This window comes from Salicibibacter cibarius, assembly GCF_016495725.1.
GTDB lineage: Bacteria > Bacillota > Bacilli > Bacillales > Marinococcaceae > Salicibibacter > Salicibibacter cibarius.
This window is the reverse complement of sequence record NZ_CP054705.1, coordinates 359,940-386,917: the sequence shown is the minus strand read 5'-3', so window position 1 is coordinate 386,917 and position 26,978 is coordinate 359,940. Positions and strand designations below refer to the sequence as shown.

Here is a 26,978-nt window from a genome sequence, read left to right as displayed (position 1 = left end):
AGAGCACGAATACAAAAGTTTTGAAACGGATCCACTGTCATTTGTATTGTTCATTCATGTAGGAGGTGGGTTGTCCCATGGAAGCTATGATTGAAAGGTGTGCAGGCCTAGATGTACACCAAGAAACGATTGTCGCTTGTGCTTTATTTGGACCATTAGACAAGAAGCCGGAGAAAACGATTCAATCATTTTCAACCACAACAGCTGGATTGTTGGAATTAAATGATTGGCTCGCATCATTTAAAGTCACCGATCTTGTCATGGAAAGCACCGGCGTTTACTGGAAGCCCGTATGGAACATTCTAGAAAGTGATTTTCAGCTTATCCTTGCTAATGCAAAACATGTCAAAAATGTTCCCGGTCGCAAAACCGATGTCAAAGATGCCGAGTGGTTAGCCAAACTATTGAAAAGTGGGCTAATCGAAAGCAATTTTGTTCCCCCGGAGGATATTCGCGATTTACGAGATCTGACGCGCTATCGAAAAAAGATGACTCACCAGCGTACAGCCGAGCAAAACCGCATCCACAAAATCCTTCAAGATGCCAACATCAAGCTGACGTCGGTTCTGTCCGATATCTTTGGTTTATCTGGACGCCGCATCCTCGAAGCAATCATCAATGGTGAAAAGATAGAGATGAAGGAACTTCAGGAAATGGTCCACTGGCGCACGAAAGCGAGTCTCCCTGATATTGCCAAAGCCATCAATGGTCGCTTACGCCGTCATCACCGTGACATGCTGCAGTATCACTGGGACCACATGCTATATGTTGAGAAAATGATCCAAGACTTAGAAGAACAAATCGATCAGTGCCTAGAACCTTATCGCAAAGAAGTCGAACTTTTGGACACGATTCCCGGCGTGGATCAATCGGGCGCGGCCACTTTCATCGCTGAAATGGGCGTGGACATGTCCGTATTTAAGTCTTCCAAACACCTTGCTTCCTGGGCCGGATTAAGTCCTGGAAACAACGAAAGTGCTGGTAAAAAAAAAGGAAGTAAAACCTCAAAAGGGAACAAAGCATTACAGACCATGGCGGTCCAATGCGCGTTGACGACAGCCAGGCAAAACAACCGGATTTCTGCCCATCAGCGAAGAATTATGAAACGGCAAGGCAAGAAAAAGGCTCATTTCGCTTCCGCTCATTTAATCGTAACCATCGCGTACAACATCTTAAAAAATGGAGAACCGTATCAGGAACTAGGCCCCGAATACGTTCACCAAAAGAAACAACAAAAAGAACAAAAAATGATCGAATACCTCAAAAAGAAAGGATACACCATATCAAATGCTGATCCAGAAACAGCTTAAATAGATCTTATCGAATAAAATATGTACGTTTTAGTCCTACAAAACAAATATGGAGGGCATGGTTTCTTGATGCCTTCTAGCCAAAAGTGTTTTCATACAAAAAGCTTTGTTTACATGGAATGTCGATAGGTTGAAGTTGATGTAACGCCGATACATCAACTTCCTCATTTCGTTCAGGATCCATCAACATTAGCATCACATAAAGTGATGACACTATGTCATATATGCTTGCCAATTAGGTAAAGTGATCATTTCAGAAAAATAAACATCAATTACTGTATTTGGTCAATAAGTAAAAATAATAGGTATGGCTCAGATTAGGGTGGGGCTCAAACATTTAGTTACCTCTCACTCGGGTCGCCATATCGTGTTTCAAACATGAAAGAGCTGCCTCATAAGATCATTAACCATTGGGACAGCCAGCCCTTTTGGTATCAGATTTAAAACTGTTGTAATCGAACGGTAGGGGTGTTGTCATGGATACCTGGTTCTTGCAGAAATGCTGTATGACACTCTTCTCAAGAACGATCATATTTCAAGCATTTTTCGATACAGTAGTAATCATTGATGAAAAACTTGAGAGCGCCCCCCGCATCATATCCATCATGGAGCTCATATTTCCATTAGGCATCATGTCATTTGGTTGTGCATGTTCAGCCCTCACTCTTGGGTGGTACCCGGATGGATACGCAGAAGGACATACATATGGAGAATGGTAATACATTGGCTTCACTTCATTAATCAGTTATCATCCATAGTATATGAATGTAACCGGCGGTGGGTGCCTACTTTTGGATTTCTCCAACGAACTGAATGGTTACAAGAAAGTTCTGTACTATACCAAAAACTAAGCAAAACGATAATAAAGAAGTAGAAGAGCTAAATTTATGAGTAAAAAGTTAAATACAATAAAAACCGTTTGATGACGTAAACCTCGATGGATTTCAATAGGTGTGGGATAAAACCCTTTTCCTTCGATGATAAAAATAATTAAGATAATGTGTATGATAGAATGGCCAATTATCTCGGTAATGCCAAAAACTGTCGTTGTCATGAAAAAAAGAAGGGTTATTGACAATGCTAACAGGCGGTTGAAGATTCCAATTAATAATAAATAACCCAATACAAATTCAATGAAAGCACCTAAAACAACTAAAATGGATGGTTCTATACCGAATGTTGGGATATTAAAGCTTTCAATAATATTTATACTAAGTTCCGGAAATACCAACTTTTCCAAGGCAGCCCAACAAAGAGAAAACCCTGTTCCAAGATAAAGAATTGGTATTCCAAAATGATGATATCTTGTTTTCTGAATAAGCAAAGCAAGGACAATGGCTAGATAATAACTATATTCCAGCATATGAAAAAAACCAAAAAATTGAATCTCGAAAACAAATAACATAAATAATCCTATGGCACCCAATTGTGTTGCCATTTTATTCGGCATGAGAAGTAAACTGATTGTCAAAATAGCAATCCACATGGTCATTTGTCTGACAGGAATTTCTGGTGCTAAAATACTTCCAGAGAGTAGTTGAATCATTAAAGCAAAAGCAACTCCCAGTCTTAGCAATATAGGTGAGTAAGGTCTTAAAGATGTTAATCGTTTATCGGCCGTTTTCACCAAATTGAAATGCTGTAATTTAGTTGAAAGTTTCGGAAGTACTCCTAAAGTAACTGATATGATTAAAGTAAGTGTGATAAACAATGGTGAAACAATTTCCTCAAGAGGAGCTTTAATAGGTGTCTCTGTTGAAAACCATTTCACATGTGCACTTGCTGTAAAAGGTATCAAAATATAAACAATTGATAGAGCTATAATTGTAATAATGTATTTCATTGTCATTGTACTCCTCCTGCCATTTGCTAACTGACCGAAATTCATCATACTATAAGGGATGGCAACGATTCCTGTTTTTTCGGGCCATTTTCTTAAACTCAGCCGACAATATTCCGAGGGATTACTGAAAGATTGTTGCCATGTAGGGAAAGACGATGTTATCACTGGAGAAATATTATCGGCACAGTTTTTCCGGGGTTAATCTCCTTGACTCCTCCGATAACATCGGAAAAGGGCAGGAAACCCCACCGATAATCCATGTTGGACTAAACCGCTAACGCGGTGGTAAAACCCAATGCCCACCAACTTAGCCACTGGACTTTAATTGTCTTCTCCTTTTATAAGCGCACAATTACATTTGCAATTATTTTTCTACAGCTTGTTTCTTTGCCTTTAGGCACCCAAGAGTTATTGATTCCCCATAGTCGGTGGAAAGCCGCCGCAGTTTCGTCCAAAAGAAGTATCTGGAGTTACCTCAAGCCCTTATGCTAGGGCTTTTTCTATGCCAGATAATTATCTACTCATTATCGGCAGAGTTGGGAAAAATATCCATATATTTTCCGAATCGTTGCCGCCCCCATATATGCTTGCTAATTAGGTAAAGTGACCATTTCAGAAAAATACACATCAATTACTATATTCCTTCAAGAAGTAAAAATAATAGGGTATAGCTTAGATTAGGGTGGGGTTCAAACATTTAGTTATCTCTCACTCGGGTCGCCTTATCGTGTTTCAAACATGAAAGGGCTGCCTCATAAGGTCATTAACCATTGGGACAGCCCTTTCGGTATCAGATTTAAAAAGGTTACAATCGAACGGTAGGGACGTTGTCATGGACGCCTGGTTCTTGCAGAAATACCGTATGACATTCTTCTCAAGAACAAGCATATTTCGATAAAGTGATAATCATTGATGAAGAACTTGAGAAACCTACTATGACTTCAATCCCCAGTTAATCTGATTCTTCTGTGTTATTGGAGGACATGAAATCCTGACAAGCATTCATCATCTTTTCACCCTCTGGGGAATTCATAGCATCCATCATCTCATTCTTGCCATCTTCCATCATCATTCCATTCATCATACCGCCTTCACTTTGATCTCCAGATGCCCATGTAATACCAATCGGACTTGCCACCAATAAAGCAGTAATAGCAAGCGATGGAATGAGTAAGAACTTTTTGTTTTTCATGCAGACTCCCTCCTCGTATAGTAAGTTTAAGCCCTTCAAATCTTGGGCAAATTCCACAAGATATTTTGTAGATTCATATGGTTTTTCCTTGGATGTCTCTAGATATTTCTAGATAATGATCATAGGATCATTTGGGACAATTCTTTTCTCTCCTGTGGTTCGACCACAACTAAAGACTGTCTCTCAGTGTACGTGCGGCACTTCCTACTCGCAGGCTGAGCCCTCGGCCTCTTGAACTCAGGGGAAGCAGCCCCTGGGGCGGCTTTCAATGCCGATGGAGTTCTGATACACGAGGTTGATGATCGGCGTTCACACTAGAGATATCTCGAGGCGTCCAAAGAACGACCGAATGATTCTACAATGAAAGGAGGAATCCCCCCATGCGAATGTTTGTCGGGCTTGACGTTAGCTCGTTTGATATGAAAGTGTGTGTGCTTGATCAAGAAGGTGATCAGCTTTCGGTTTTTACGGTTTCCAATGACTGGCCGGGTGCCCAGGTGCTCAAAGAACGGTTGCTCGAGCTCTTGGCCGATACAGAGGTTGACATCCTAAAGATCGGTCTGGAGTCCACATCCGTCTACAGTTTTCATCCATCCATGTTCTTGCATGATGACGATGATTTAAAACCCTATGGCGCCCAAGTCTTTGTGATCAATCCGAAGCAGATCGCCAACTTTAAAAAGAGCTTCGCAGACATGAACAAGACCGATGAGATTGACGCCTTTGTGATCGCCGATTATATGCGTTTCGGGCGCAATCAGATGTCCGTTGTCAAAGAAAGCCAATACGTGGCTCTCCAGCAGTTGACACGTTCGCGTTATCACTTGACCAAAGCGATGACGAAAGAGAAACAACACTTCTTGCAGCACTTGGAGTATAAATGCAACACCTTTTCCAAAGAAGTGGATTCATCGGTGTTTGGCCATGCTATGATGGAACTCTTTCTTGAAAAATACAGCCTGGATGAACTTGCCCAGCTTCCGCTTGAGGACCTGGCTCGGTTTCTTCAAGAGAAAGGGAGAAATCGTTTTCCCGATCCGGAAGCTGTCGCCGCATCCATCCAGAAAGCCGTCCGTTCATCGTACCGATTGGACAAAGTGGTCGAAGATTCCATCGATGTACTTTTAGGAACGTCCATTGAGCTCATTCGTTCCTTCCAAAAGCAAATCAAGGCGATCGATCAGTCCATTACTCGAATCATGAAAGGACTGACGCAGACGCTGGAATCAATCCCGGGCATTGGTCCGGTCTTCGCCGCAGGCATCATTGCCGAACTCGGTCAGATTGACCGGTTTCCCGATGAAACAAAAATAGCTAAATATGCGGGACTGTACTGGCGAAAACACCAGTCCGGGCGGTTTACCGCCGAAGATACTTCACTGACACGTCAAGGGAACCATTATTTGCGTTATTACCTCGTTGAAGCCGCCAACTCGGTACGAAGGCAAATTCCGGAATACCAAGTCTTTTATCAGAAGAAGTATCAAGAAGTCCCGAAACATCAACACAAACGTGCACTCGTGCTCACGGCAAGAAAACTCGTGCGATTGGTGGATGCGCTGCTACGCAAAAACCAACTCTTTACGCCAGAAAGGGGCGTGAACCTCTGACCGACATCGGCTGAGGGCTAGCCTTTCATTTTACCAGTATTTTACATTTTATTACTGGTGTTGTTCAGTGCGCGCTTTTTTCGCCTAAATGTCCTTTGACAACTTCATTTACTGTGATTTTGAACTTGACATATTACCGCAGGTCTTTAATCATCGACCTCAACATAAAAGATACCAAATAAATATGGAGAATCTTTGAAGACGCCAATACGCTAGAAAAACATTTGTCCTATAAATATATGGATATTATCACAGCGTTTATAAAGGTATATCTTTAAGGAAAGCAAGAAAATATTTATAAAACGGCAGCATATCAAGTTTATAAATGTTGTGAAAAATTTTTATAAACGTTTATTATTGACATTCACCTTTATAAACAAAAGCTTTATAATGAATAGTAACCAAAACAATAGGGGTGATGATCATGGCAGCTACTTACGGATACATACGAGTGAGTACCAGAATGAACAGCGACAGTTACACAAAATGATAGAGAAAGGCGTTGAGGCACGTCGTATTTTTGTTGATCGAGCGAGTGGGAAAAATTTTGAACGTCCCCAATATCAATTACTGCGCAAGGTTCTTAATGAAAAAGATATCATCTATATGGATGCGCTTGATCGTTTGGGGCGTAACTATGATGAAGTGATTTCAGAATGGAAATACATAACAAGAGAATTAAAAGCAGGTATTGTCGTATTAGAGAATGAATATTTATTTGACAGCCGTAAGTTCCGTGAGATGGGTGATATGGGACAGTTAATGGAAGATCAATTTTTATCTTTGCTTTCGTATGTTGCGGATCAAGAACGAAAGAAAATTCGTCAGAGACAAGCTGAAGGGATCGAAGTGGCTAAGTCTCAAGGGAAACATTTAGGGCGACCGCAAATGAACCTTTCCAATTTGAGCAAGAAACAGCTACAGATCATAGAAGACAACCATCTAAAATGGAGAAATGGAGACAACATAACAGGCGTTATGTTTATGGGTATGTTAGAACTAAAGAAAAACACATTTTATAAAATCATGAAGGAATATAAAGAAGCAAAGAGCACCTAGCTCAATGCTTTATCTTGAGTGGTATTGCTACTTATATGTGGTTTAAGGATAAATGGCGGCAAAATCGCCGGATGCTACCTTTACCCCTGTTATTATCAAAATACCTATATTGAATCCCTCAGTACGCAGACGTTCACATACAGCCCAACCATCGGTAGGGCATCATAATATCTAAAATAATGGCTTCGTAAAATTTGATAATTTTTTGACAAAGGCACTGATGTAGAGTGTCATCTCATCATAAAAAGAAACCCTGAAGACGGATAGGAAACCGCCTCAGGGTCGAGGAATTTATGCAGCCGCCATCTCACGGCAGATTTTTGCACACCGGTGACAAGCTTCCGCACAATCTTGACAATGCTGAGCATCATGCTTTGCACATTCATCGCCACAAGCCTGACAGATGTCCGCGCATAATTCACAGATTTGCTTAGCAAAACGGCTGTTTGTTTGCATAGCTTGTACCGCAAACGCACAGGCATCGGCACATTCTCGATCTAGTCGGATGCATTCCGCCATCATTTGTACGTTGTCTTCCTTCAGACATTCATCAAAACACCGATTGCACTGTTCCATGCATTCTAAACATGCTTGGATACACTCTTGATAAGTCATTAATCTTGGTGCTCCTTTCTTATGACACATGATTTGCACTCCACTAGCTAGTGTGCGGTGTCCTTAATGGTTTATCCATTAAATATGTAGTTTTTATGAAGTCGGGAAATCTTTTTTTTGCTTGTGTATGACTTACTAACACTGAGTGTTAAGGGGGTGATTGGTCAAAACAGTTAAAAAATATCTCTCTCATTGAAACGATAAACCTTCTATAAGTTACAAAATGCCCTTATCGGATTCCTTTGACCTTAAAGGCCCGTGGGATGATCGGATAAGGGCTAATCAATATTGTTTTCCATTTTTCATCCATGACGTTATATATCCTCTTCATTTGCAGGATATAACTTATGACATATCAGCCATCAAGGGTACATCAATCTTCCATTTCTCCTTTTACTGATCGGTAGAAAGTGGGCCTTAATCGCTTTTTTATTCAACCTCTGAGAGTTCATCTTCTATGACCCATTTATGATTTTCCACTTCTTCGCCACCGTCCGTCGGTGTGTAATCAATCATATAGACCGTCGTCTCTTCAGCCTCATCAATCTCGGCTGCGGCTCCTTCCATGCCGTCCATATGATCAGCTTGTAATGTGACTTCTGTCCCCGGTTCAAATGTTTCCTCCTCGGCTTCTTCGATTTCTTCATGAACCACCCATTCATGATTTTCTACTCTTTCTTCGCCGGTGGTTGGGTCGTAAGAAACAATGTAGGCAATCGTATCATATGCCCCAACGATGGTGGCCTCAGCACCTTCCATTTCTTCCATATGGCCACCTTCCACCATTGCTTGGCTTCCCACTTCAAACGTTGGATTCTCTTCTTCTTCTAAATCATCCGGAACCTCACCGGAGCTGGAATGATCCATGTCTTCGTGCTCGTCATCGTCCATATCCATGTCATCCATATCGTCGTTACCGGGCATCTCTTCCTCCATATCTTCCATATTATCAGAATCGGGATCCATATCCATACCTTCATCTGGCATTGGATCTTCATCACCATTGCCACATGCAGCTAATGCAAAAGCTGTTACTAGAGTAACGGACCCTATCATGATTTTCTTCTTCATTTTATAATTCCTCCTTTTCCATATGATAATTTACTACATAAATGTGTAGAAAATATGGAGCAATACATTTTTTCGTCTAATCCGTCCGAACAACCGTTCAGGTCACTCGTCTCACTGAGTTTGGCATCCGGGAAGATCGGGAAAGGTAATGGAAACGCCCTCCTCTGAATCATCGGCCAGAAAAATCATATCGTTTAATCGGCCCCACCGTTATTTGCCACCAGCAAGATGTTATTGTATACTAAGTTTAGAAAAGGCATATATTTAAAAAGACTATGGTGTGGTTGCACCAACGGTCTCCCAATAGAACAACTCCTACCAAGGGATTTGTTCACCTAATGATTAGATGAAGTAGCCACCCTTTTGGACTGCAGCCCAAGGGTGGTTACTTCTTTTTTTTGATCGTCATGTTTCATCATCAAGGGCACCAATTGGCACGAAGGTTGACATTATGATAGATCGCCCTCCACTGTTTGTTGTTCAATGGCTATTTTCCTCATTTCGAATTCGAAGTCAAGATTATAAAAGCAATTAAAGTCCATAACAGTTATACTTAAAACAAAGAGTTAGTCGTGCGCACCTACCTCTATTTTATTGAAGGGGTATCATCATGAATGTCTTAGAGAAATTTCAAACGATCATTATTTTAACCGCAGTAGGTGTCGGACTTTTATTAGGTCAGTTCACCTTTTTTGAACAGAATGCAGAGTTCTTTATCATTCCGTTTTTATTACTCATGCTGTATGGGTTATTTCTAACCATCCCATTAAAACATTTAAAAGATGCGTTTAAAAATATCAGGTTTTTAAGCGCGAGTACCATTATAAATTTTGTTTGGACCCCCTTATTAGCTTGGGGGCTTGGTGCAGTCTTCCTTGCAGATCATCCTGCTTTATGGATCGGATTTATCATGTTAATGGTCACGCCATGTACAGACTGGTATTTATTTTTCACTTCTATAGCTAAAGGGAATCTGTCATTATCAACATCTGTACTCCCGATCAACTTAATCCTGCAAGTATTGCTCTTACCCGTTTATCTCTTCATTTTTGCAGGTACAATAGAATCGGTTTCACTTTCAACCATTATAGAAAGCGTTGTATTGGTTTTAATTATACCTTTTGCCTTTGCGCATTTGACTCGGTATTTATTAAGGAACAGGGAAACATTTTTGAATGATAAACTCGTTCCTTCTTTCTCATCTGCACAAATAATATTTTTAGCTTTAGCCATCACAGCAATGTTCGCTTCACAAGGCTCTTATTTAGTCAACAATCTAGAGGTCATCTATATCTTAATCATTCCGATCTTACTCTACTTTGTCATTAACTTTGTTGTGGCACAAACCGTAGGCAAAGCAATGAAATTTTCATATGAAGATACCGTTAGTTTAAACCTAACCGTTATTGCTCGAAATTCACCTGTTGCTTTGGCTATAGCTGTAACAGCCTTTCCGGACCAACCACTAATTGCATTAGCTTTGGTCATTGGACCACTTATTGAGCTACCTATATTAGCTATTGTATCGCAAATATTACTCTCATTAAGAGGGAAAAGAAGGAAATAAAGAACCAATCCAAAGAGAGCTGTTTTTACAGTAGACGTTATTCTAGAATATGGACTTTTCTAGAAGGCCCAGTGATTAACCTGCACAACAAGATAATTTCGAAACGTCTCTATCAAATGCTAAAGCTGCGAGCTTTAATCCCTCGGCCATTGTTAAATATGGTACAAAGCTATTTGTTAGGTCTTCAATAGTCAATCCAAATTGCACCGCCAAGGTCGCTCCATAAATGACATCACCTGCATTTTCGCTAACGATGTGCGCTCCAATCAATTTACGAGTTTGGGTGTCAACGACAAGTTTATAAACTCCAGTTGTTTCATAATTGACTAGAGCTCGTGGCACAGCGTCCAACGGAAGAACCGATGTTTTGACATCGTAGCCTCGTTCTTTTGCCTGTTGTTCTGTCAAACCGACTGTGGCCATCGATGGTTTGGTGAAAATGACACCGGGAACAAAGCGAAGATCGATTTTTCGTTTCGTCAACCCAAGCACATTACCCGCCACAATCTCACCTTCATAAGCCGCAACATAAACGAATTGCGGACCGAGAGTAACATCACCAGCGGCATATATTCGGTTATTGGTCGTTTGCAGATATTCATCGGTTTGCACTTCGCCTTTTTTTCCTGTTTTCACGCCTGCTGCTTCTAGGTTTAAAGCTTTTGTGTTCGGATTTCGTCCTGTTGCTACAAGAATTTGATCGGCTTCGACCACCTGTTCTTCTCCATTGACTTCAATATAAACATTTTTTGTAATAGCCTTTTGCTCCACTCTTAGATAAGTGACCCCGGTGATCAGATTAAGGCCTTCCTTAATTAAGGCTTCACCAATGGCTTCCGAAATTTCAGGATCATACGTGTTGAATAGACGCTCGCTTCTTTGCATCAGGGTGACTTCCGTTCCTAGATTGTGAAACATTTGGCCCAACTCCGTGGCGATATAGCCGGAACCGATCACTGCCAAGCGTTTTGGCATCTCTTTTAATTCAAGCGCGGTTGTACTTGTTAAATAATCCACCATATCCATCCCAGGGATGGCCGGGATGTCCGGAGGTGCTCCCGTTGCAATTAAAAAGCTTTTAGCAGTGATGCTTTGTCCATTTACTTGTATTGTCTTATCGTCAATAAATTCGGCTTCTCCACGAACAAGGTCAAATCCGTATTCATCAATCAAGTCTATATATTTTTCTTGACGCATTTGAGTAACCAATTCATCTTTTTGTTCGGTCAATTGGGCAAGATCAGCCGGACCTGCACTCGTTTGAAGCCCAGAAAATGGAGTGTTTTGGGCAAGACCGTTGATTTCACCGGCACGAAGCATGGTTTTTGACGGTACACAACCGATGTTAACACAAGTTCCTCCAACTGTACTTCGTTCCACCATGGCGACTTTCGCACCGGTTTCGCTAGCTTTGATAGCTGAAGAAAATGCCGCAGCTCCCGAACCGATAATCAAAAAATCGTAATCTGCGCCATCATCTAAAATAGGTTTTTCCTGTCGTTGTAAGATTTGAGCTTGTCCAGGTTGGTATTTGGCTTCATCAATTGCTTTTTTGGCCGTTTCAATTTCCACATTTTTGGGGAGTTTAAAGGTGACATCTCCTCGAGGATAGTTGGCATCAATATGTTTCGCTCCAATATTCTCAAGGGCTACTGCAATTTGTTCTTCACAGCCTGTACAGGTCATTCCCTGAATGTTTATATGAATATGATTCATTGTTCTCCACCTTTATTAAAATTTTTTCATACATGGTTTTTTTGCCTAACCCTTAAAGAAGGAGGTAGAGCCAGCAGCTCCTATGCCGATGCTCTTGAAAGCGACCGGTTGTTGCACAGGAGGATTTTTCAAATGAGTTAAATCATCACACAATTTTTTTAGCAATCCGATTAGCATCATTACTCACACCATAAATTAATGCTGAACTTCTTTTACTTTGCCAGCTCAAACCAATAAAATAGAGTCCTTTTATATTGGTGATTCCACAACGATGAATGGGTTTGCCATGTTTATTAAGTACTCCATCAATATCAATCCATGAGTAATCATTACGATAACCAGTTGCCCAAATGATTGATGACACTTTCCTTGGATACGAACCCTGAAAGTATGCTTGACCATCATTTACGCTCTTAACACGTCCCAAAATCTCAACATGTTTTTTAACTATCTTATAATTATTCCCTATAATTGGATCTCTTTTTTGAAGAAACTTTCCTAGCATTGAGTCAGGCTTTGCTTTAGACAACCATAAAAACTCAAACCACCAAAATAAACTTTTACCTGCAATACTCTGAGGTAGTCTTTTAATCGGTTTACTTTTCGCAAGCAACACAGTATGGGTTTTGCATAGCTCTGCAGCAATTTGAATACCTGTGTTCCCAGCACCGATAATTAAAACTTCTCCTTTTGGGATCTGTGATGGGTTTTGATAATCAGAAGCATGAATCATAAAAGGAATTGAATTATCATGTATTTTTGGAATAAAAGGATGATGAAAAGCCCCAGTAGCAACTACAACATGTTTTGCTGTGTACCTTTCATTTTGAGTGATTACAAGGAACTTTTGGCAATCCTCTTGTGAAAGCTTTATAACTTTTTGCTTATGCATAATGGGTAAACCATTTTCAGCTTGAAAATCTGATAAATATGTCGCAACTTCATCTTTATGAGGAAAACCATTCGGATCTCCTTGAAATGGAAATTGGTGCAATTGACTATAATTTCGTGGTGTAAACAAACTTAATGATTCATATCTTTTACGCCAGGAATCACCTATATGTTCGTTTTCATCAAGAACTATAAATGAAACATTCCTTTGTTTTAATGCAAATGCCATTGCTAAACCCGCTTGCCCGCCGCCAATTACAACAACGTCATAGTTACGTATCAAGCCGCCCACCGACCCCTCTACTTAAACACCATTGGTTTTGATGATGAACACATACGTGTTAAATTCATATTCGCACTCAATCACTCGATGTTTTTACATGAAAAATAGGGCGTTAAGAACGTCCCTAACGCCCATCGTTTTAATCTTTTACCCGTAACAAACGTAGACCATTAGCTGTCACAAGGAGTGTCGCCCCTACATCCGCTAAGATCGCAATCCAAAGGGTTAACCATCCTGGTATCACCAATAACAGTGCCAGTAATTTAATGCCTAAGGAGAAACTGATATTTTGTTTAATAATGCGCAACGCTCGACGACTCAGTTTCATGGTATAGGGCAGTTTCTGTAAATCGTCCCCCATCAAGGCAACGTCGGCGGTTTCTAATGCGGTATCAGTGCCTGCGACCCCCATGGCGATGCCAACATTGGACGCAGCCAAGGCCGGGGCATCATTAACCCCGTCTCCGACCATAGCTACTTTTCGATACTTTTCTCGAAACGCTTTAACATAAGATAATTTATCTTCAGGTAAAAGATTGGCCTGAACATCGGTCACACCCACTTGCTTGCCAATGGCAGACGCCGTGTCTTGATGATCACCCGTAAGCATAATTGTTTGGTCAATACCGATGTCATGGAGTTTCGTGATTACTTCTTGGCTCGTGTCACGAACTTCATCAGCAACGGCAATCAGAGCTAATACGGACTGATCCGTTCCAACAAACATACCTGTCTTCCCTTGCTTTTGGAGATCTTCAAGGGAACTTCGAATTTCTGGAACAATGGCATACCCCAGCGCATCTTCCCATAAACTTAGGTTCCCAACGTAGTACGTCGTCCCATCGATCGTACCTTTGACCCCTTTTCCTGTGATTGAATTAAAATTTTGAACCTCATGATTTTGGTAAGAAATATTCGCATGCTTGGCTTGATCGACGATGGCCGAAGCCAACGGATGCTGGGATCGTGACTCTAACGCAGTGACTTTGGCTAATAACTCATCTTTGTCTCCCGGGTGAAAAAGGGAAAAATCCGTAACTACCGGGACCCCTTTAGTTAGGGTCCCTGTTTTATCAAAAGCGATTGCTTTTAACGACCCAGCTTCTTCTAAATAAGCACCACCTTTAATTAAAACGCCATTCTTAGCCGCATTACCAATGGCTGTAACAATGGAAACCGGGGTTGAAATCACAAGTGCACACGGACAAGCCACGACCAAAACAGCAAGTCCTTGATAAATCCACGCTTCCCAGGATGCTCCCATCACCAATGGGGGCAAAACAGCCACAAGCATAGCCAAAACCATAACAGCAGGTGTATAATACGCCGCAAAACGATCCACAAAAGCTTGGGCCGGGGCACGCTCCGCTTGTGCTTCTTCCACGAGATGAATCACTTTTGAAATGGTCGTATCTTCGACATACTTAGTGACACGAACTTCAAGGAATCCTTCTTCATTCAATGTTCCCGCAAAAACCTCATCATCGAGGTTTTTTTCAACCGGAATGGACTCGCCGGTAACAGCTGCCTGATTTATCGAGGAATGACCGGACACAACAACGCCATCCATGGCCGCTTTTTGCCCCGGTTTGACAATCATGATGTCCCCGATCGCAATGTCGTCGACATGGACACTCATCTCTTGGCCGTTTCGTTTAATAAGCGCTTCTTTGGGGGCAATATCCATGAGCGAACGAATGGATTGTCTCGCCCGATCCATGGAGAATCCCTCGAGTTCTTCACTAATGGCAAAAAGAATAACCACAATGGCTCCTTCCGCCCATTCTCCGATAATGGCCGCCCCTATGACAGCGACAGTCATTAGGGTCTTCATATCAAATCGAAGGCGCATTAAATTCATAAGCCCAGCCTTAAAGAGGGTATAGCCCCCAACGACCATTGAGGTGGCATAAGCAAGCCAAGTGAGAAGGTTATCTTCTCCATTAATGATTTGAGAAGCCACTCCAAAACCAAAAAAGAGGATGGCCAATAGCACGGTCTGATATTTTTGGAAAAAGGATGGCTGATGGGTTGGTTCCGATTCCTCAGATGCATAGTCTGACCGGACTTTCAAATTTTCAAAGGAACCTGCCTTCTCCAATTCCTCCTTCGTTGTTGAGCCGTAAACGGTGATCTTTGAAGCCCCAAAATTCACCTGTGCATCGGTCACCCCGTCTAATCGTTGAACATTCTTTTCAAACGTATTGGCACAATTGGCACACGAAAAGCCTTGAACGCGATAATCCGTTTTTTCGGTATGATCAGCCATGATGGTTTTCCTCCCGGCCATGCGCCATAGCCGTTGCAATGATTTCTGTAACATGGTGATCATCTAAGGAATAAAACACCAATTTTCCTTCCTTTCGGCTTTTCGCAATACGTAAATTTCTAAGGTGACGGAGATGATGAGAAGCCGTTGCCGTTGTTGTCCCAATAATATGGGCGACGTCACAGACACAGAGTTCAGTCTCTTGCGTCAATGCATAAGCTATTTTTAGTCGTGTCTCATCAGATAACGCTTTAAAGATATCCCCTGTGAATGTAAAGGTTTCGGATTCGACAAGAGAGGATAGTCGCTGAACTTTTTCCTCGTCATAACAAAAAACCTCACATTGATCCTGTTTTTCTTTCGTTTTCATATCCTTCACCTTCATTCAAATAATCATTTGATTATAATACTATGCTTCACTTCATTCATTGTCAATCAATAATTTTATATCATGAATAACCCTAATATATATCAAAAGAAACGACTGCTTCAGGATGAAGCAGCCGGATTAACCATTTCCATATAGTCTTGGACATTTTCTTCTGTCATTCCTCCAATATGCTCCAGAATCACCTCGCCACTCTCATCGATGAGGTAAGTAGCTGGCAGTTGACTGACCCCATATTGGTCAAGAACATTACGGTTCTCATCCATTAAAATCGGAAAATTAAGTTGAAGACGATCTGCAAATCGATCAATCGTTAATTCAGATTCGCCAACATTGACAGCCAGGATCTCAACATTTTCATCTTGAAATGCCTGATATTGATCTTCCATATAAGGCATTTCATCTTCACAAGGAGGACAGAACGTACCCCAAAAATTGAGAAAGACCCCTTGTCCTTTGTAATCGTCTAATTCCACTCTTTCACCGTTCATATTGACCAAAGCGAAATTGGGTGCTTGATCACCTTCTGAGACGACACTGCCTTCTGCTAGAACAAAATTGGAGTAAAACACATAGCCAGTCGCGATCAAAATCAGCGTTAATACCGTTACTCGCATGATTAGTCTGCGTCGTTTACGTTGATGTCTTTCCTTCTTGTTCATAATTGTCACCCCACCCTTAATAATGTGAAGGTCTGCTGCTATATTCAAGATGAGTATATTCATACACTATTCTTGTACAGAATAGAACGGATCAAACTTTCATAGGGTTGTTCAATAAATCACCAAGAAATTAGGAAATCAATTATTTGAAGCAATGACTTGCTCATTTTATGCCTAATCCCTTTCATCTACCCCAATTTGTTTCAGGTCTTCAACAATAGCGTCTACCGGCGGGCTCATCCCATCATAAAAGCGAATAATCTCTCTCTCATCATTCACCAAAAAGAAATCGACCCCGTGTATAATGTCATTAGAATCACGATCATCCATCATATCTTGTTTAAAACTCTCTTCAGAGAGCTCTTGAATATCTTCTTGATCATAGCCTGTGAGGAAATTCCAGTTGTCGAAATTCGCCCCATAATCTTGTCCATATTCTTCTAACACATCCGGTGTGTCATAGGCTGGGTCAACGGAAAACGAAACAAATTCAACGTCCAACCCCTCCTCGTTGACAGCTTCCTGAACACGAGCCATGTTTGGCGTCATGGTTAAACAGACCGTTGGACAACGGGTAAAAATAAAATTGGCAATCCAGTATTCTCCGTCTAATTGCTCTGTTCCATATGCTTCGTCAAATTGATTGGTAAATTGAAAGTCGTTAACTTTCCCCCAATCTGCATCTGACACGTTGGTAACTCCATCTGTGTTCTCATATACCTGATCTTGACAACCCGCTAAAAATAACGCGGCAGCAATCAGTAGCCATATTTTTCCCTTAAACATGGTTCCTCCTTATTCCGTCACAACAATCGATTCCGTAGGCATATTATGCATGCCTCGAGCTGTTACATGGGATTGGATCTCATATGTACCCTCTTGGTCAAAATCGTATGAAATGCTATATATACCATCTCCCTCGTGGTCGGCTTCAATCATATCGCTATTTTCGTTATACATCTCATCCCCTTCATGATCTTCATCAGTCACGTCACTATTTTCATTTTGATCTTCATCCCGAATTTCAATTTGAACGTCATTGGCATCGTCAACGGGTTCTCCTTCATGAGTCACTTTAGTTTGAATCTCGATTTGTTCATTGGGTTCGACTTCTTGATCAATTAAAATTTCTACTTCAATGGGTTCTGTAGAAACCTCTTCCGGGTTTTCTTCTTCAGTCGAATTACAAGCCGCGAGCAACAGAAATGACACTACAATGGGTAGATAACGCTTCGGCATATGGATACCTCCAAGTAAATGAATGCATAAAGATTGATATTTTAGCGAAAAAAGGGCGGTTGAAGTGGCTAATTGCGAAGAGTTATTAAGAGCTCGTAACTGTGGCTCTCCATTTCTTTAACAAGTTTATGGAATGGTTACTAAACTGTCAATATTATATTCAAATGAATATGCAACTATTTATTGAAATTTGCTAGACTTTAAGAGAAATTTTATTTCACATGGCTAGAGAGATTTAACTAAAAATAGCCTTTGGAGGTAACAACGAATGATTCGGAAAGTCATCAGTATTGGAGCCCTTCTGATTGCTGTCTTGGTCATCGGTAGTGTCATCTATAATACGATTTCTTCTCCACCAGTTGGTGCCAATCAAGGTGAAGAAGCACCGGATATTGAGTTACCGCAAGCTAACGGAGAGGACATGACCTTAAGCGATCTACAGGGAACATTTGTGATTATGAATCTTTGGGCTTCTTGGTGTGAACCTTGTATTCGGGAATTCCCTTTACTCGATCAAGTACATCAAGAATATAGTGACGACGGTGTTAAAGTGCTCGCCGTCAATATGACGTCCTTTGAACGGACCACGGATGAGGCGATGGAATTCTTAAATGATCATCCAGTCACAATGCCCATCCTCTTTGACATGGAGGGAGAAGTGGCTGATGCATATCAGATTGAAGGTCTTCCGACGACGTATTTCATTAACGAAGAGGGCATTATTGTCGATACGGTTGTAGGGGAAGTGACTGAAGACATGATTGAAGAGAGGCTTGAACCTTTTCTATAACAAAGGAATATGACGAGAATTTTACATAGGTTGGAGGTTTTGATAATGGATGATGTATCACTTGGGATCGCTTTTATAGCAGGATTAATATCTTTTTTCTCGCCTTGTGTTTTCCCGCTTTTACCCGCTTATTTAGCCCAACTTACCGGGGGCAACATATCGTCGGAGGCCATTGACGCGGATCGTAAGCTGATTTTTTCCCGGAGTATAGGATTTATCATTGGTTTTACGATCATTTTCCTATTGCTTGGCTTATCTTCCACCCTGCTCGGCTCATTGTTTAGACAGTACAGCGAAGCCATTATGCAACTTGGTGGTATTATCATTATCCTGTTTGGGTTGCAAATGTCCGGCATTATCACGATTCGTGCTTTACTTTCCGAAAAAAAAGTAGCGAAAACCCCGAAAAAGAGCACGAGTTTCACGGGTTCCGTTGGTTTTGGTCTTGTATTTGCGGCTGGATGGATGCCTTGTATTGGGATCGTCCTGGGATCCATCTTAACGCTCGCAGGAACATCCGGATCAATGCTTGCCGGATCAAGCATGCTTTTTGTTTATTCTATGGGGTTAGGGGTTCCATTTATGGGAGTTTCGCTCCTTTATGCAAAATCCTTTCAGAAGCTCAGTTCTATTCATCGTTTTTTGCCAGCCGTTCAGAAAATCAGTGGAATCATTATGATTGTCTTAGGCATTCTTCTTTTTACAGGCTATTTTCAAACCATATCCATGTATTTAGGGCAGTTTGTCCCTTCCTGGATGATTTAGATGATTGTGTCTGTAGTTAGGGGTTAATGACTATTAAAATATACACTCTTAGATACGAAATGAGGTAGACGATTGAATACAAATGCAAAAGTAAAAAGGTTGGTGCTCATTACAAGTATTGCAGTTTTGGGTGTGGTTGTCCTTTCATTTTTCTTGCTAAATCAAAATGAAGAGGCGGATGTTGATATGCCTTCCGTTGAAGAGCAACCAACGCTCGGTGATTCGGACGCTCCGGTTACGGTTATTGAGTTTGGAGATTATAAATGCCCGGCTTGTAAAGATTGGGATGAAACCGTATTTCCCCAACTTGAAGAAGACTATATAGAATCGGGGCAAGTCCAGTTTGCCTATATTAATACGCTCTTCCATGGCGAGGAATCCTTGCTGGCTGCGCTAGCCAGTGAAGCCGTTTGGGAACAATCCCCTGGAGCTTTCTGGTCTTTTCATAAAGATGTTTTTCAAGAACAGCCTGAGGCTCAATCTCATGATGATGCATGGGTGACCATTGATAAACTGGTGGAGATTGCTTCTGGTTCGGATGGCACCATTGATGAAGAACAGCTTGAAGAAGATATTCAAAATGCTGCATTCAGTGAAAACGTGATGATGGATCAAGAACTGGTTGAAGAGTATGAGGTCTCCTTAACTCCAACAATCATAATAAACGGTATCATGCTCGAAGACCCTTTTGATTACGAACGGATTGTTGAGCTGATTGAGGAAGAAGCGTAAACAGAGAAAATAGCAGGCACGTGTGGATACAACGATGAAGCGTGCCTTTTTTCTTTTTAATCGGATAGAATAGGTGCTCTTTTGTTGAGTGATTTACATGTACTTATTGACTTAAAACCTCCTTGTTAAATGAACATTAAGATTATGTAAATATCCATGTGAGAGTCTTGAAATCATAACTCCTTCATTATATAATTCCGATATCGTATATAGATATCGGTTTTTTATATAGTTTAGGAGGTCTGAATTTGGAAAAGAAAATTCTACGAAAGCTATTCCTTGGTTTTATTCAAATCCATATTCTACATCATGCAAAAGAGCATCCCATTTATGGTGTATGGATGGTCGAGGAGTTAAAAGAACACGGATACGATATTAGCGCCGGAACACTCTATCCCATTCTACACACGATGGAATCCGATGGATTGTTAACGAAAGAGAATCGAAATGTTGACGGCAAGATTCGAAAATACTACTCCATCACAGAGCAAGGGGAAAAAATATTAGTTGAAGCCAGGAATAAGGCTTATGAACTTTTTAAGGAAATCAAAGATTAGAAAAGAGGCGTAGTAATGAATTACTTCAAACAACTTTTAGAGATTTTAGTTGTTTCCACAAGACTTGGGCTTACTTCATTTGGCGGTCCTATTGCTCACCTGGGTTATTTTCATGAAGAATATGTGCGCAGAAGGAAATGGATGGATGAAAAAAGTTATGCTGACTTGGTCGCTTTAAGTCAGTTTTTACCCGGACCCGCCAGCAGTCAAGTCGGGATAGGTATTGGGATAATGAGAGGTGGAATTTTTGGTGGCTTTATTTCTTTTCTCGGATTTACATTGCCATCCGTCATTGCTCTAATTCTATTCGCATTTATCGCCCAAGAGTTCGGGGTAGCAGACGCTGGTTTTATTCAAGGATTGAAAATTGTAGCCGTTGCTGTCGTTGCTCATGCAATCCTCGGTATGGCTCGAAACTTAACACCGGATTTAACAAGAAAGACCATTGCGTTATTTGCTTTAATCGCGACATTGATGATCCCTCACTTTCTTTCTCAAATCGGTGTCATTCTTGTTGCAGGGCTCCTAGGTTACTTTATATTTAGAAACAACCAAAACGAAGAAAAACTATCCATGAAATTTCCGATTTCAAAAAGGTTTGGGGGGATTTGCTTAACATTATTTTTCGGACTATTGGCAGCCCTCCCGATTTTAAGTCATTTTAGTTCAATCACTTGGATTAGCATATTCGATAGCTTTTATCGTGCAGGATCCTTAGTGTTCGGGGGCGGACATGTGGTCCTTCCTCTTTTAGAACGAGAATTTGTTCCTACCGGATTAATCAGTGAAGAGTCATTTCTAGCCGGTTATGGTGCAGCCCAAGCTGTTCCGGGACCCCTTTTTACGTTTGCTTCCTATATCGGAGCTGATATTGGTGGCTGGGCAGGTGGACTAATGGCAACAGTTGCGATCTTCCTACCAGCATTTCTCCTTATATTAGGAACGTTGCCATTTTGGTATTCATTGAGAGAAAACAGTAAGATTAAAGGTGCATTTATGGGAATTAATGCAGCCGTTATAGGAATACTCATCTCAGCATTTTACCAACCCATATGGACAAGTGCCATTCTCACCCCTATGGACTTTGCTTTAGCTGCACTGTTGTTCTTTATGCTCGCTTATTGGAAACTCCCGCCTTGGATCATTGTTCTTTCCGGAGCCATAGGAGGTTCGCTCATCGGCTTACTTTGAGGGCTATCTATTAGGTAGTCCTTGTTTCGCAAATTCTTGAATGCGGTGGCCGATTTCATCACGTACGCGTTGGAATTCAGCCCACTTCTCTTCATCTGATCCTTCAGCTTTCGCCGGATCATCAAACCCCCAATGTTCACGGCGAATATGCGACGGTGGCATCGGACAACGATCCGCCGCATCTCCGCAAAGGGTCACAATCATATCAACGTCGTTCCATAAGTCCGTATCAATCACTTCTGATGTTTGATTAGAAATATCGATGCTTACTTCACGCATGGCTTTTATTGCATTTGTGTTTAAACCGTGCGCTTCGACACCTGCACTATACACGTTCCATTCCTTACCTAAATAATGTTTGGCCCATCCTTCCGCCATTTGGCTACGGCATGCGTTTCCCGTGCAAATAAAATAGATCGTTTTTTTAGACATGAAGGGTTTTCTCCTTTTCCTTAGCTAATCAGCATTAACCAGAGATAAAGTCCAAGTAAGGTGATAAATAAGACGGGTAATGTAATAACAATGCCTGTCTTAAAGTACGTCCACCAGGAAATTTTCACTCCCTTTTGCGTAAGGACGTGTAGCCACAATAACGTTGCTAATGAACCAATCGGCGTAATTTTTGGCCCCAAGTCAGAACCGACCACATTTGCATAAACCATTGCTTCTTTCATCAATCCCGTTGCTGCGGTTGTATCAATCGCTATTGCATTGATCATGACCGTAGGCATATTGTTCATGATCGAAGACAGAACCGCTGCTAAAAAGCCCATGCCCATGGTTGCCGCAAAAACACCTTGCTCCGCAACATATTCAAGTCCTGAAGCTAGAACATCCGTTAAGCCGACATTTTGCAGACCAAACACAACGACATACATCCCAACCGAGAAAAAGACAATGTTCCATGGTGCACCTTTGAGAACGGAGCGTGTAGCGACAGCAGGGCTCTTGCTGGCAATCCCCAAAAAGATAAGGGCAATCATTCCCGCAACAATGGATACAGGAATATGTAGGAACTCACTAACGAGATAACCAATTAATAATACTGATAAAACAAACCACGAGATCCGGAACATTTTTTCATCTTTAATGGCTGTCACAGGCTTTTGTAGTTTTTCATAATCATATCGTTTTGGAATGCTTTTTCTAAAATAGAGATACAAAACAAGGATACTGGCCACTAATGAAAAGAAATTTGGAACAATCATCCGTGTTGCATATTCAATAAATCCTATCCCAAAGAAATCCGCCGAAACAATGTTGACTAAGTTACTCACAATCAACGGGAGTGAGGTGGAATCAGCAATAAATCCACTCGCAATAATAAATGGAAACACCATCGTTTCGTTAAAATTCAAAGAGCGAACCATGGCTAAAACGATAGGCGTTAGAATTAAAGCTGCACCGTCATTGGCGAAAAATGCAGCGACGATGGAACCTAAAATACAGACATAGACAAACATGAGCACGGCATTTCCTTTGGCCGCACGCGTCATATGGAGTGCTGACCATTCGAAAAAACCAATCTCATCCAAAATTAACGAAATGATAATAACGGCAACAAACGTTAAGGTCGCATTCCAAACAATACCTGTGACTTCAATGACATCGCCAAAGGAAACAACACCGAGAAGTAATGCAATGATGGCACCGCCGCATGCAGACCAACCAATATCAAGGTTCTTAGGTTGCCAAATGACTAAAACGAGCGTAATGATAAATATCGCAGATGCTAAAATGACTGAAATCAACGTATGCGTTCTCCCTTACGATTAACGAGTATGGTTTTCACCATCGAATATTAACCTGCACAACAAGCATTATTTTCTTCTACATCATCCTTAGTATAAAAATATTCCCATTCATTCCCATCAGGATCGGTTACCCAAAACTTATCTTGCAGAGCGTAGCAACATGTAGTATCCATTTCTTCCCGGGCAAAGAAACCGACCTTTTCAAGCCGTTCTTTATGTTTGGTCACTTCATCTTTGCTCTCCAATTGTACGCCTAAATGGTTAATATGATTTCCTTCCACTTGTTCTGTTGGTGTTAAAGTTAAATTCAAATTTGGATCAGCCGTTAGGAACTTAATATAATCATGTTTTTCCTTTGCAGGCGTAACGCCGAGCATTTTTTCATAAAAGGTTTTACTTTCCTCTAGATCTCTTACGTTTAACCCAATATGCACGTTGGTCATGAATACATCTCCTATATCATCAATTTTTTTTGATTTATTGGATTCAAAAAGTTACTAACACTTATTGAATCCAGGTTTAAACACACAACATAATTCATCCGAGAGCACCCGATCCATTTCCACTTCGTTAATCTCATAATAACTCCATGTACCTTTGGTTTCCCTAACCAAAAGGTTAGCATCCATCAGTATTTTCAGATGGTATGAAAGCTTCGATTGACTCATATCTAACTCTTCTGTCAGGTCACAGACACAAGTTTTTCCTCTTCTACTCAACAGATGAAGTAAATGCAATCGTTTTTTATCTGCTAAAGCTTTAAACGTATGTTCATACTTCTCTAAAGTATTAATGGAAAGTTCATCGGGTGATACTGCATCCAAATCATCCACCACCTTAATCAAATATTATTGATCCAGTTAACGATAGCACAAACACCGATAATATATCAAGTTAATTTGATTTATTCTTTCTTTCTTCTTCAGCAATTGTGTACATTAGCGAGAAATCCTTATTCAATAATACCGTTTGCTTAAGGGTAACAACCAGTTTCAGTATAGAATTTTATTTCACAGCAAACAACATTTTTTTCCAAGTAAAGAACTTAATTACATAAAACAATAGCGGCACAAATTTGGCACCAAAACATTCGAAACTGGATCATTTTTTGGCACAATACGATCTTTGTTCATTATAAGAGGTCCAAAATTATCTCTTTATATCAAGGGTTGGGGCTTCTATTATGGTGATACGGTAAAATGATCAAAAACGATTTTTAACCCTTTCCCATCAATGGTAAGGATGAGGTCGCCGGTTCGAGTCCGGCAGGAAGCTCCAGTCATATCAAGGTTTTCAGCTTTTCCTCATGTTTGCATTATGAATTGCAGTGACGAGACAGTGACGACATGAGCCGCTCACCCTTACCTTTTCTACGCATTAAAAAAGTTTGAGAAACGTTCCGCAGAATCTTGATGCACCTGTGGGCGGACATGCGAATAAATGTCCATAGTCGTTTCAGCTTTAACGTGCCCTAAACGTTGCTGAACGATTTTTACGTGTTCGTTCATTTCTAGCATTAAAGTAGCGTGCGTATGCCTCAATTCATGAAACGTGATCTGTTTGACTTCAGCACGTTCACAAATGCGTTGCATCGCTCGTCGTACGTTTCGTTTCATCATATAACCGCCTTTTAAGTTTGCAACAACAACATCAGATTTCGGCGTTTGTTTCTCTTTATATTGCTTTAAATATTCTGCTTGTCGATCAGAAATCGGGATGTCTCGTCGAGAGGATGCCGTTTTTAGTCGACCTAGTTCTTTTTCCTTTTCATGATAGGCTTCATAAACATGTAAGGTATTAGTGTTAAAGTCGATGCTTCCCCATTGTAAACCAAGAACTTCCGAGAAGCGCAAGCCGAACTGTAGTGCAAGCCAGAAAGCTATATAGCTATGATATTCCTCCGCAACAGATAAAAACCTGTGGCATTCTTCTTTTGTCCACGTACTTTTTTCTTTGTAGTCAGGTTGTGGCTTTTGAACGCCATCCAACGGGTTCGCTTTCAATTCCATTGAAGCATCATTTTATAGATTTGATTCATCAGCGTATACATCTTGATGATGGTGGAATTAGCCAACTCTTTTTCTTTTTGCACAAAAAATTTTTGAATTTCAATGGATTTGATGCTTACCATCTCTCGAAACCGAACACTGGTTCAATATGATTTTTAAAGTAGGACTCTGCACCTTGTAGAGCGATTGATCCTAAACGTTTCGGCGCAACCAACGTCATGTAATCATCGAAGCCATCTTTTAATGTTTTTCGAGACTCTTCAAGATGGTTGCCTGTGAGCAAATCCCTCTTTTGCTCCGCTTCATCTAAATCAGCTTCTTTCTTTGAGTGTCTTCTTGCCCCAATGTAGCGCCTGCCTTTATAGTAGACATTGGAACGATACGCTACGACAATTCCGTTTTCTTTAATCTTTTCAATTGCCATATTTTCCCTCACCCCCTTAAAAATTTAAGGAGAACAGCTACATACACTAAGAGCATAGCAAACTGTTCTCCTATAATTCAATTCTTTATTCGTGCGGCTGTTCCTGAATCCATTGCTTTAGGAACTCGTTCGTTTCTGCAACGGGAAACACCCATTTTCGACCGATTTTTCGCCTGATTTGTTTAAACCGTGGGTCATCGAAAAAGGTATTCATAATGTGCCCTTTTGAAAAGGACGTGACTTCCATCAAATCATCTAGGCTGTAAAAAATCTTGTCATGCCCGATTTCCTGCATCTGTTCTTCGATTTGTTTGAGGATTTGCTGTTCCAATGCTTCATCATCAATTTGAATATTTACAAAAGGCGTATTAATCATTGTAATGACCTCTCTTTTCATTTTCCAATTCGTTAATTTTTTGTTAGTTTAAAAACCTAACATCAACCCATCTTGAGTAGTCATTTGCATTCATATAATCTCTTTTTGATTTATGGTAAGATGGATCAGAAAAGCTATGGCGGACATGTTTCGAAGTTCATCAGCGCTTAAATACAGCCCTTTTTCGGCTATTAACTGCCGTCTAACATCACCGATATAATCGTAAATGATGTGATCGCCGGAGGTGAATTGGCACGCTCGTAATTCATGGACAGAAACATGTTGCACAGGTTCTTCAATAAAGTTAATGACATAACGACCGCACACAAGTAATCCATCGCCTGTTTCCAATGTATCCGGTTCACCCGACGTTTGAACAGTCAAAGTCGTACGTACTTTCCTAACGGAATACATTTCGTTCATTTCCAACGTCCCTTGACCACCAGGTTGTTCGCCATTTTCATTTTAACTTCCTCCTTTTTTGTCCCCTTTTTTAATAAAGGCAATATGCAATATTTCCCCGTTCACGTGAATGATGAATAAATTCCGTAGCATGTTTCCCACTTATTTACATAGAGTGAAACCCATATAAAAACACCAACACTTATAGCGTGTTGGTGTATCGGTGTATAATCCACAAACAATTCATCCGTACTACCATTAAA

General features: G+C 40.8%; 27 protein-coding genes, 1 tRNA gene and 1 pseudogene. 10 read left to right on the top strand and 19 right to left on the bottom strand.

Going from position 1 to position 26,978, the window contains the following annotated elements; genetic code table 11:
* Nucleotides 1-77 precede the first annotated feature (77 nt).
* A complete protein-coding gene (locus tag HUG15_RS02035) occupies nt 78-1,310 on the top strand; it encodes an IS110 family RNA-guided transposase (protein WP_142090488.1) in 1,233 nt (410 codons plus the stop codon).
* 847 nt (nt 1,311-2,157) lie between these two features.
* Here the strand turns inward: HUG15_RS02035 and HUG15_RS02030 are convergent.
* Nucleotides 2,158-3,159 (bottom strand): DoxX family membrane protein, encoded by a 1,002-nt coding sequence (locus HUG15_RS02030; RefSeq protein WP_160141763.1) that lies wholly within the window; start codon nt 3,157-3,159, stop codon nt 2,158-2,160.
* 946 nt (nt 3,160-4,105) lie between these two features.
* Complete coding sequence (locus HUG15_RS02025) at nt 4,106-4,345, bottom strand: hypothetical protein (protein ID WP_142090486.1); 240 nt, start codon at nt 4,343-4,345, stop codon at nt 4,106-4,108.
* A 380-nt stretch (nt 4,346-4,725) separates the two neighbouring features.
* Between HUG15_RS02025 and HUG15_RS02020 the strand changes: the two genes are divergently transcribed.
* Both HUG15_RS02020 and HUG15_RS02015 read left to right on the top strand, forming a co-directional pair.
* A complete protein-coding gene (locus HUG15_RS02020) occupies nt 4,726-5,955 on the top strand; it encodes an IS110 family RNA-guided transposase (RefSeq protein ID WP_142086371.1) in 1,230 nt (409 codons plus the stop codon).
* A gap of 424 nt (nt 5,956-6,379) precedes the next feature.
* Nucleotides 6,380-7,014 (top strand): annotated as a pseudogene (locus tag HUG15_RS02015) (recombinase family protein).
* Between the two features lie 291 nt (nt 7,015-7,305).
* On the opposite strand, the gene HUG15_RS02010 reads toward HUG15_RS02015, so the two are convergent.
* Together HUG15_RS02010 and HUG15_RS02005 are read right to left on the bottom strand one after the other, a co-directional pair.
* On the bottom strand, nt 7,306-7,629 hold the full coding sequence (locus tag HUG15_RS02010; RefSeq protein ID WP_142090485.1) for a four-helix bundle copper-binding protein: 324 nt from the start codon (nt 7,627-7,629) through the stop codon (nt 7,306-7,308).
* A 429-nt stretch (nt 7,630-8,058) separates the two neighbouring features.
* Complete coding sequence (locus HUG15_RS02005) at nt 8,059-8,700, bottom strand: YdhK family protein (RefSeq protein WP_142090484.1); 642 nt, start codon at nt 8,698-8,700, stop codon at nt 8,059-8,061.
* Between the two features lie 610 nt (nt 8,701-9,310).
* On the opposite strand from HUG15_RS02005, the gene HUG15_RS02000 reads away from it, so the two are divergent.
* Nucleotides 9,311-10,267, top strand: coding sequence for an arsenic resistance protein (locus HUG15_RS02000; protein WP_142090483.1), 957 nt, complete (start codon nt 9,311-9,313; stop codon nt 10,265-10,267).
* Nucleotides 10,268-10,342: 75 nt separating this feature from the next.
* Here HUG15_RS02000 and merA read toward each other — a convergent pair whose 3' ends face one another.
* The 7 genes from merA to HUG15_RS01965 form a co-directional block, all read right to left on the bottom strand.
* On the bottom strand, nt 10,343-11,983 hold the full coding sequence (gene merA, locus HUG15_RS01995) for a mercury(II) reductase (protein ID WP_142090482.1): 1,641 nt from the start codon (nt 11,981-11,983) through the stop codon (nt 10,343-10,345).
* A gap of 145 nt (nt 11,984-12,128) precedes the next feature.
* Entirely contained in the window at nt 12,129-13,157 is a 1,029-nt protein-coding gene (locus tag HUG15_RS01990; protein WP_227003904.1) for a flavin-containing monooxygenase, read from the bottom strand.
* Nucleotides 13,158-13,296: 139 nt separating this feature from the next.
* Nucleotides 13,297-15,447 (bottom strand): heavy metal translocating P-type ATPase, encoded by a 2,151-nt coding sequence (locus HUG15_RS01985; protein ID WP_142091613.1) that lies wholly within the window; start codon nt 15,445-15,447, stop codon nt 13,297-13,299.
* Nucleotides 15,419-15,796: an ArsR/SmtB family transcription factor gene (locus tag HUG15_RS01980; RefSeq protein ID WP_142090481.1), complete on the bottom strand. Its 378-nt coding sequence runs from the start codon at nt 15,794-15,796 to the stop codon at nt 15,419-15,421. The genes HUG15_RS01985 and HUG15_RS01980 overlap by 29 nt, the downstream gene beginning before the upstream one ends.
* Nucleotides 15,797-15,915: 119 nt before the next feature.
* Nucleotides 15,916-16,476 (bottom strand): thiol-disulfide oxidoreductase ResA, encoded by a 561-nt coding sequence (resA, locus tag HUG15_RS01975; protein WP_142090480.1) that lies wholly within the window; start codon nt 16,474-16,476, stop codon nt 15,916-15,918.
* 174 nt (nt 16,477-16,650) lie between these two features.
* A complete protein-coding gene (locus tag HUG15_RS01970; protein WP_142090479.1) occupies nt 16,651-17,262 on the bottom strand; it encodes an SCO family protein in 612 nt (203 codons plus the stop codon).
* Nucleotides 17,263-17,271: 9 nt separating this feature from the next.
* On the bottom strand, nt 17,272-17,715 hold the full coding sequence (locus HUG15_RS01965; protein ID WP_142090478.1) for a FixH family protein: 444 nt from the start codon (nt 17,713-17,715) through the stop codon (nt 17,272-17,274).
* Between the two features lie 268 nt (nt 17,716-17,983).
* Here HUG15_RS01965 and HUG15_RS01960 point away from each other — a divergent pair, with 268 nt between their 5' ends.
* The 5 genes from HUG15_RS01960 to chrA all read left to right on the top strand — a co-directional run bounded on the left by HUG15_RS01960 (nt 17,984) and on the right by chrA (nt 21,750).
* Nucleotides 17,984-18,505 (top strand): TlpA family protein disulfide reductase, encoded by a 522-nt coding sequence (locus HUG15_RS01960; protein ID WP_142090477.1) that lies wholly within the window; start codon nt 17,984-17,986, stop codon nt 18,503-18,505.
* Between the two features lie 45 nt (nt 18,506-18,550).
* Nucleotides 18,551-19,270 carry a cytochrome c biogenesis CcdA family protein gene (locus HUG15_RS01955; RefSeq protein ID WP_142090476.1) on the top strand — a complete coding sequence of 240 codons (720 nt, stop codon included), beginning with the start codon at nt 18,551-18,553 and terminating at the stop codon, nt 19,268-19,270.
* Between the two features lie 72 nt (nt 19,271-19,342).
* A complete protein-coding gene (locus HUG15_RS01950; protein ID WP_142090475.1) occupies nt 19,343-20,002 on the top strand; it encodes a DsbA family protein in 660 nt (219 codons plus the stop codon).
* Between the two features lie 248 nt (nt 20,003-20,250).
* Nucleotides 20,251-20,559 carry a PadR family transcriptional regulator gene (locus tag HUG15_RS01945; protein ID WP_142090474.1) on the top strand — a complete coding sequence of 103 codons (309 nt, stop codon included), beginning with the start codon at nt 20,251-20,253 and terminating at the stop codon, nt 20,557-20,559.
* A 15-nt stretch (nt 20,560-20,574) separates the two neighbouring features.
* Nucleotides 20,575-21,750 (top strand): chromate efflux transporter, encoded by a 1,176-nt coding sequence (gene chrA, locus HUG15_RS01940; RefSeq protein ID WP_142090473.1) that lies wholly within the window; start codon nt 20,575-20,577, stop codon nt 21,748-21,750.
* Nucleotides 21,751-21,753: 3 nt separating this feature from the next.
* Here the strand turns inward: chrA and arsC are convergent, their stop codons facing one another.
* The 4 genes from arsC to HUG15_RS01920 are packed head-to-tail and all read right to left on the bottom strand — an operon-like array spanning nt 21,754 to nt 24,328.
* The gene (gene arsC / locus HUG15_RS01935) at nt 21,754-22,182 is read right to left on the bottom strand and encodes an arsenate reductase (thioredoxin) (protein ID WP_142090472.1); all 429 of its coding nucleotides are present in this window, start codon (nt 22,180-22,182) and stop codon (nt 21,754-21,756) included.
* A gap of 20 nt (nt 22,183-22,202) precedes the next feature.
* Nucleotides 22,203-23,501 (bottom strand): arsenic transporter, encoded by a 1,299-nt coding sequence (locus tag HUG15_RS01930; RefSeq protein ID WP_142090471.1) that lies wholly within the window; start codon nt 23,499-23,501, stop codon nt 22,203-22,205.
* A gap of 50 nt (nt 23,502-23,551) precedes the next feature.
* Entirely contained in the window at nt 23,552-23,947 is a 396-nt protein-coding gene (locus tag HUG15_RS01925; RefSeq protein ID WP_142090470.1) for an ArsI/CadI family heavy metal resistance metalloenzyme, read from the bottom strand.
* Between the two features lie 54 nt (nt 23,948-24,001).
* A complete protein-coding gene (locus tag HUG15_RS01920; protein WP_281393584.1) occupies nt 24,002-24,328 on the bottom strand; it encodes an ArsR/SmtB family transcription factor in 327 nt (108 codons plus the stop codon).
* 350 nt (nt 24,329-24,678) lie between these two features.
* Here HUG15_RS01920 and HUG15_RS01915 point away from each other — a divergent pair.
* Nucleotides 24,679-24,782, top strand: a tRNA-OTHER gene (locus HUG15_RS01915).
* A 92-nt stretch (nt 24,783-24,874) separates the two neighbouring features.
* On the opposite strand, the gene HUG15_RS01910 is transcribed toward HUG15_RS01915, so the two are convergent.
* From HUG15_RS01910 to HUG15_RS01895, 4 genes are all read right to left on the bottom strand, one after another.
* Nucleotides 24,875-25,513, bottom strand: a complete 639-nt coding sequence (locus HUG15_RS01910) for a site-specific integrase (RefSeq protein WP_200126710.1) — start codon at nt 25,511-25,513, stop codon at nt 24,875-24,877.
* Nucleotides 25,514-25,628: 115 nt separating this feature from the next.
* Nucleotides 25,629-25,937: a hypothetical protein gene (locus HUG15_RS01905; protein ID WP_200126708.1), complete on the bottom strand. Its 309-nt coding sequence runs from the start codon at nt 25,935-25,937 to the stop codon at nt 25,629-25,631.
* Between the two features lie 85 nt (nt 25,938-26,022).
* Nucleotides 26,023-26,313 (bottom strand): group-specific protein, encoded by a 291-nt coding sequence (locus HUG15_RS01900; RefSeq protein WP_200126706.1) that lies wholly within the window; start codon nt 26,311-26,313, stop codon nt 26,023-26,025.
* Between the two features lie 90 nt (nt 26,314-26,403).
* Nucleotides 26,404-26,736 (bottom strand): hypothetical protein, encoded by a 333-nt coding sequence (locus HUG15_RS01895; protein WP_200126704.1) that lies wholly within the window; start codon nt 26,734-26,736, stop codon nt 26,404-26,406.
* Nucleotides 26,737-26,978 lie beyond the last annotated feature (242 nt).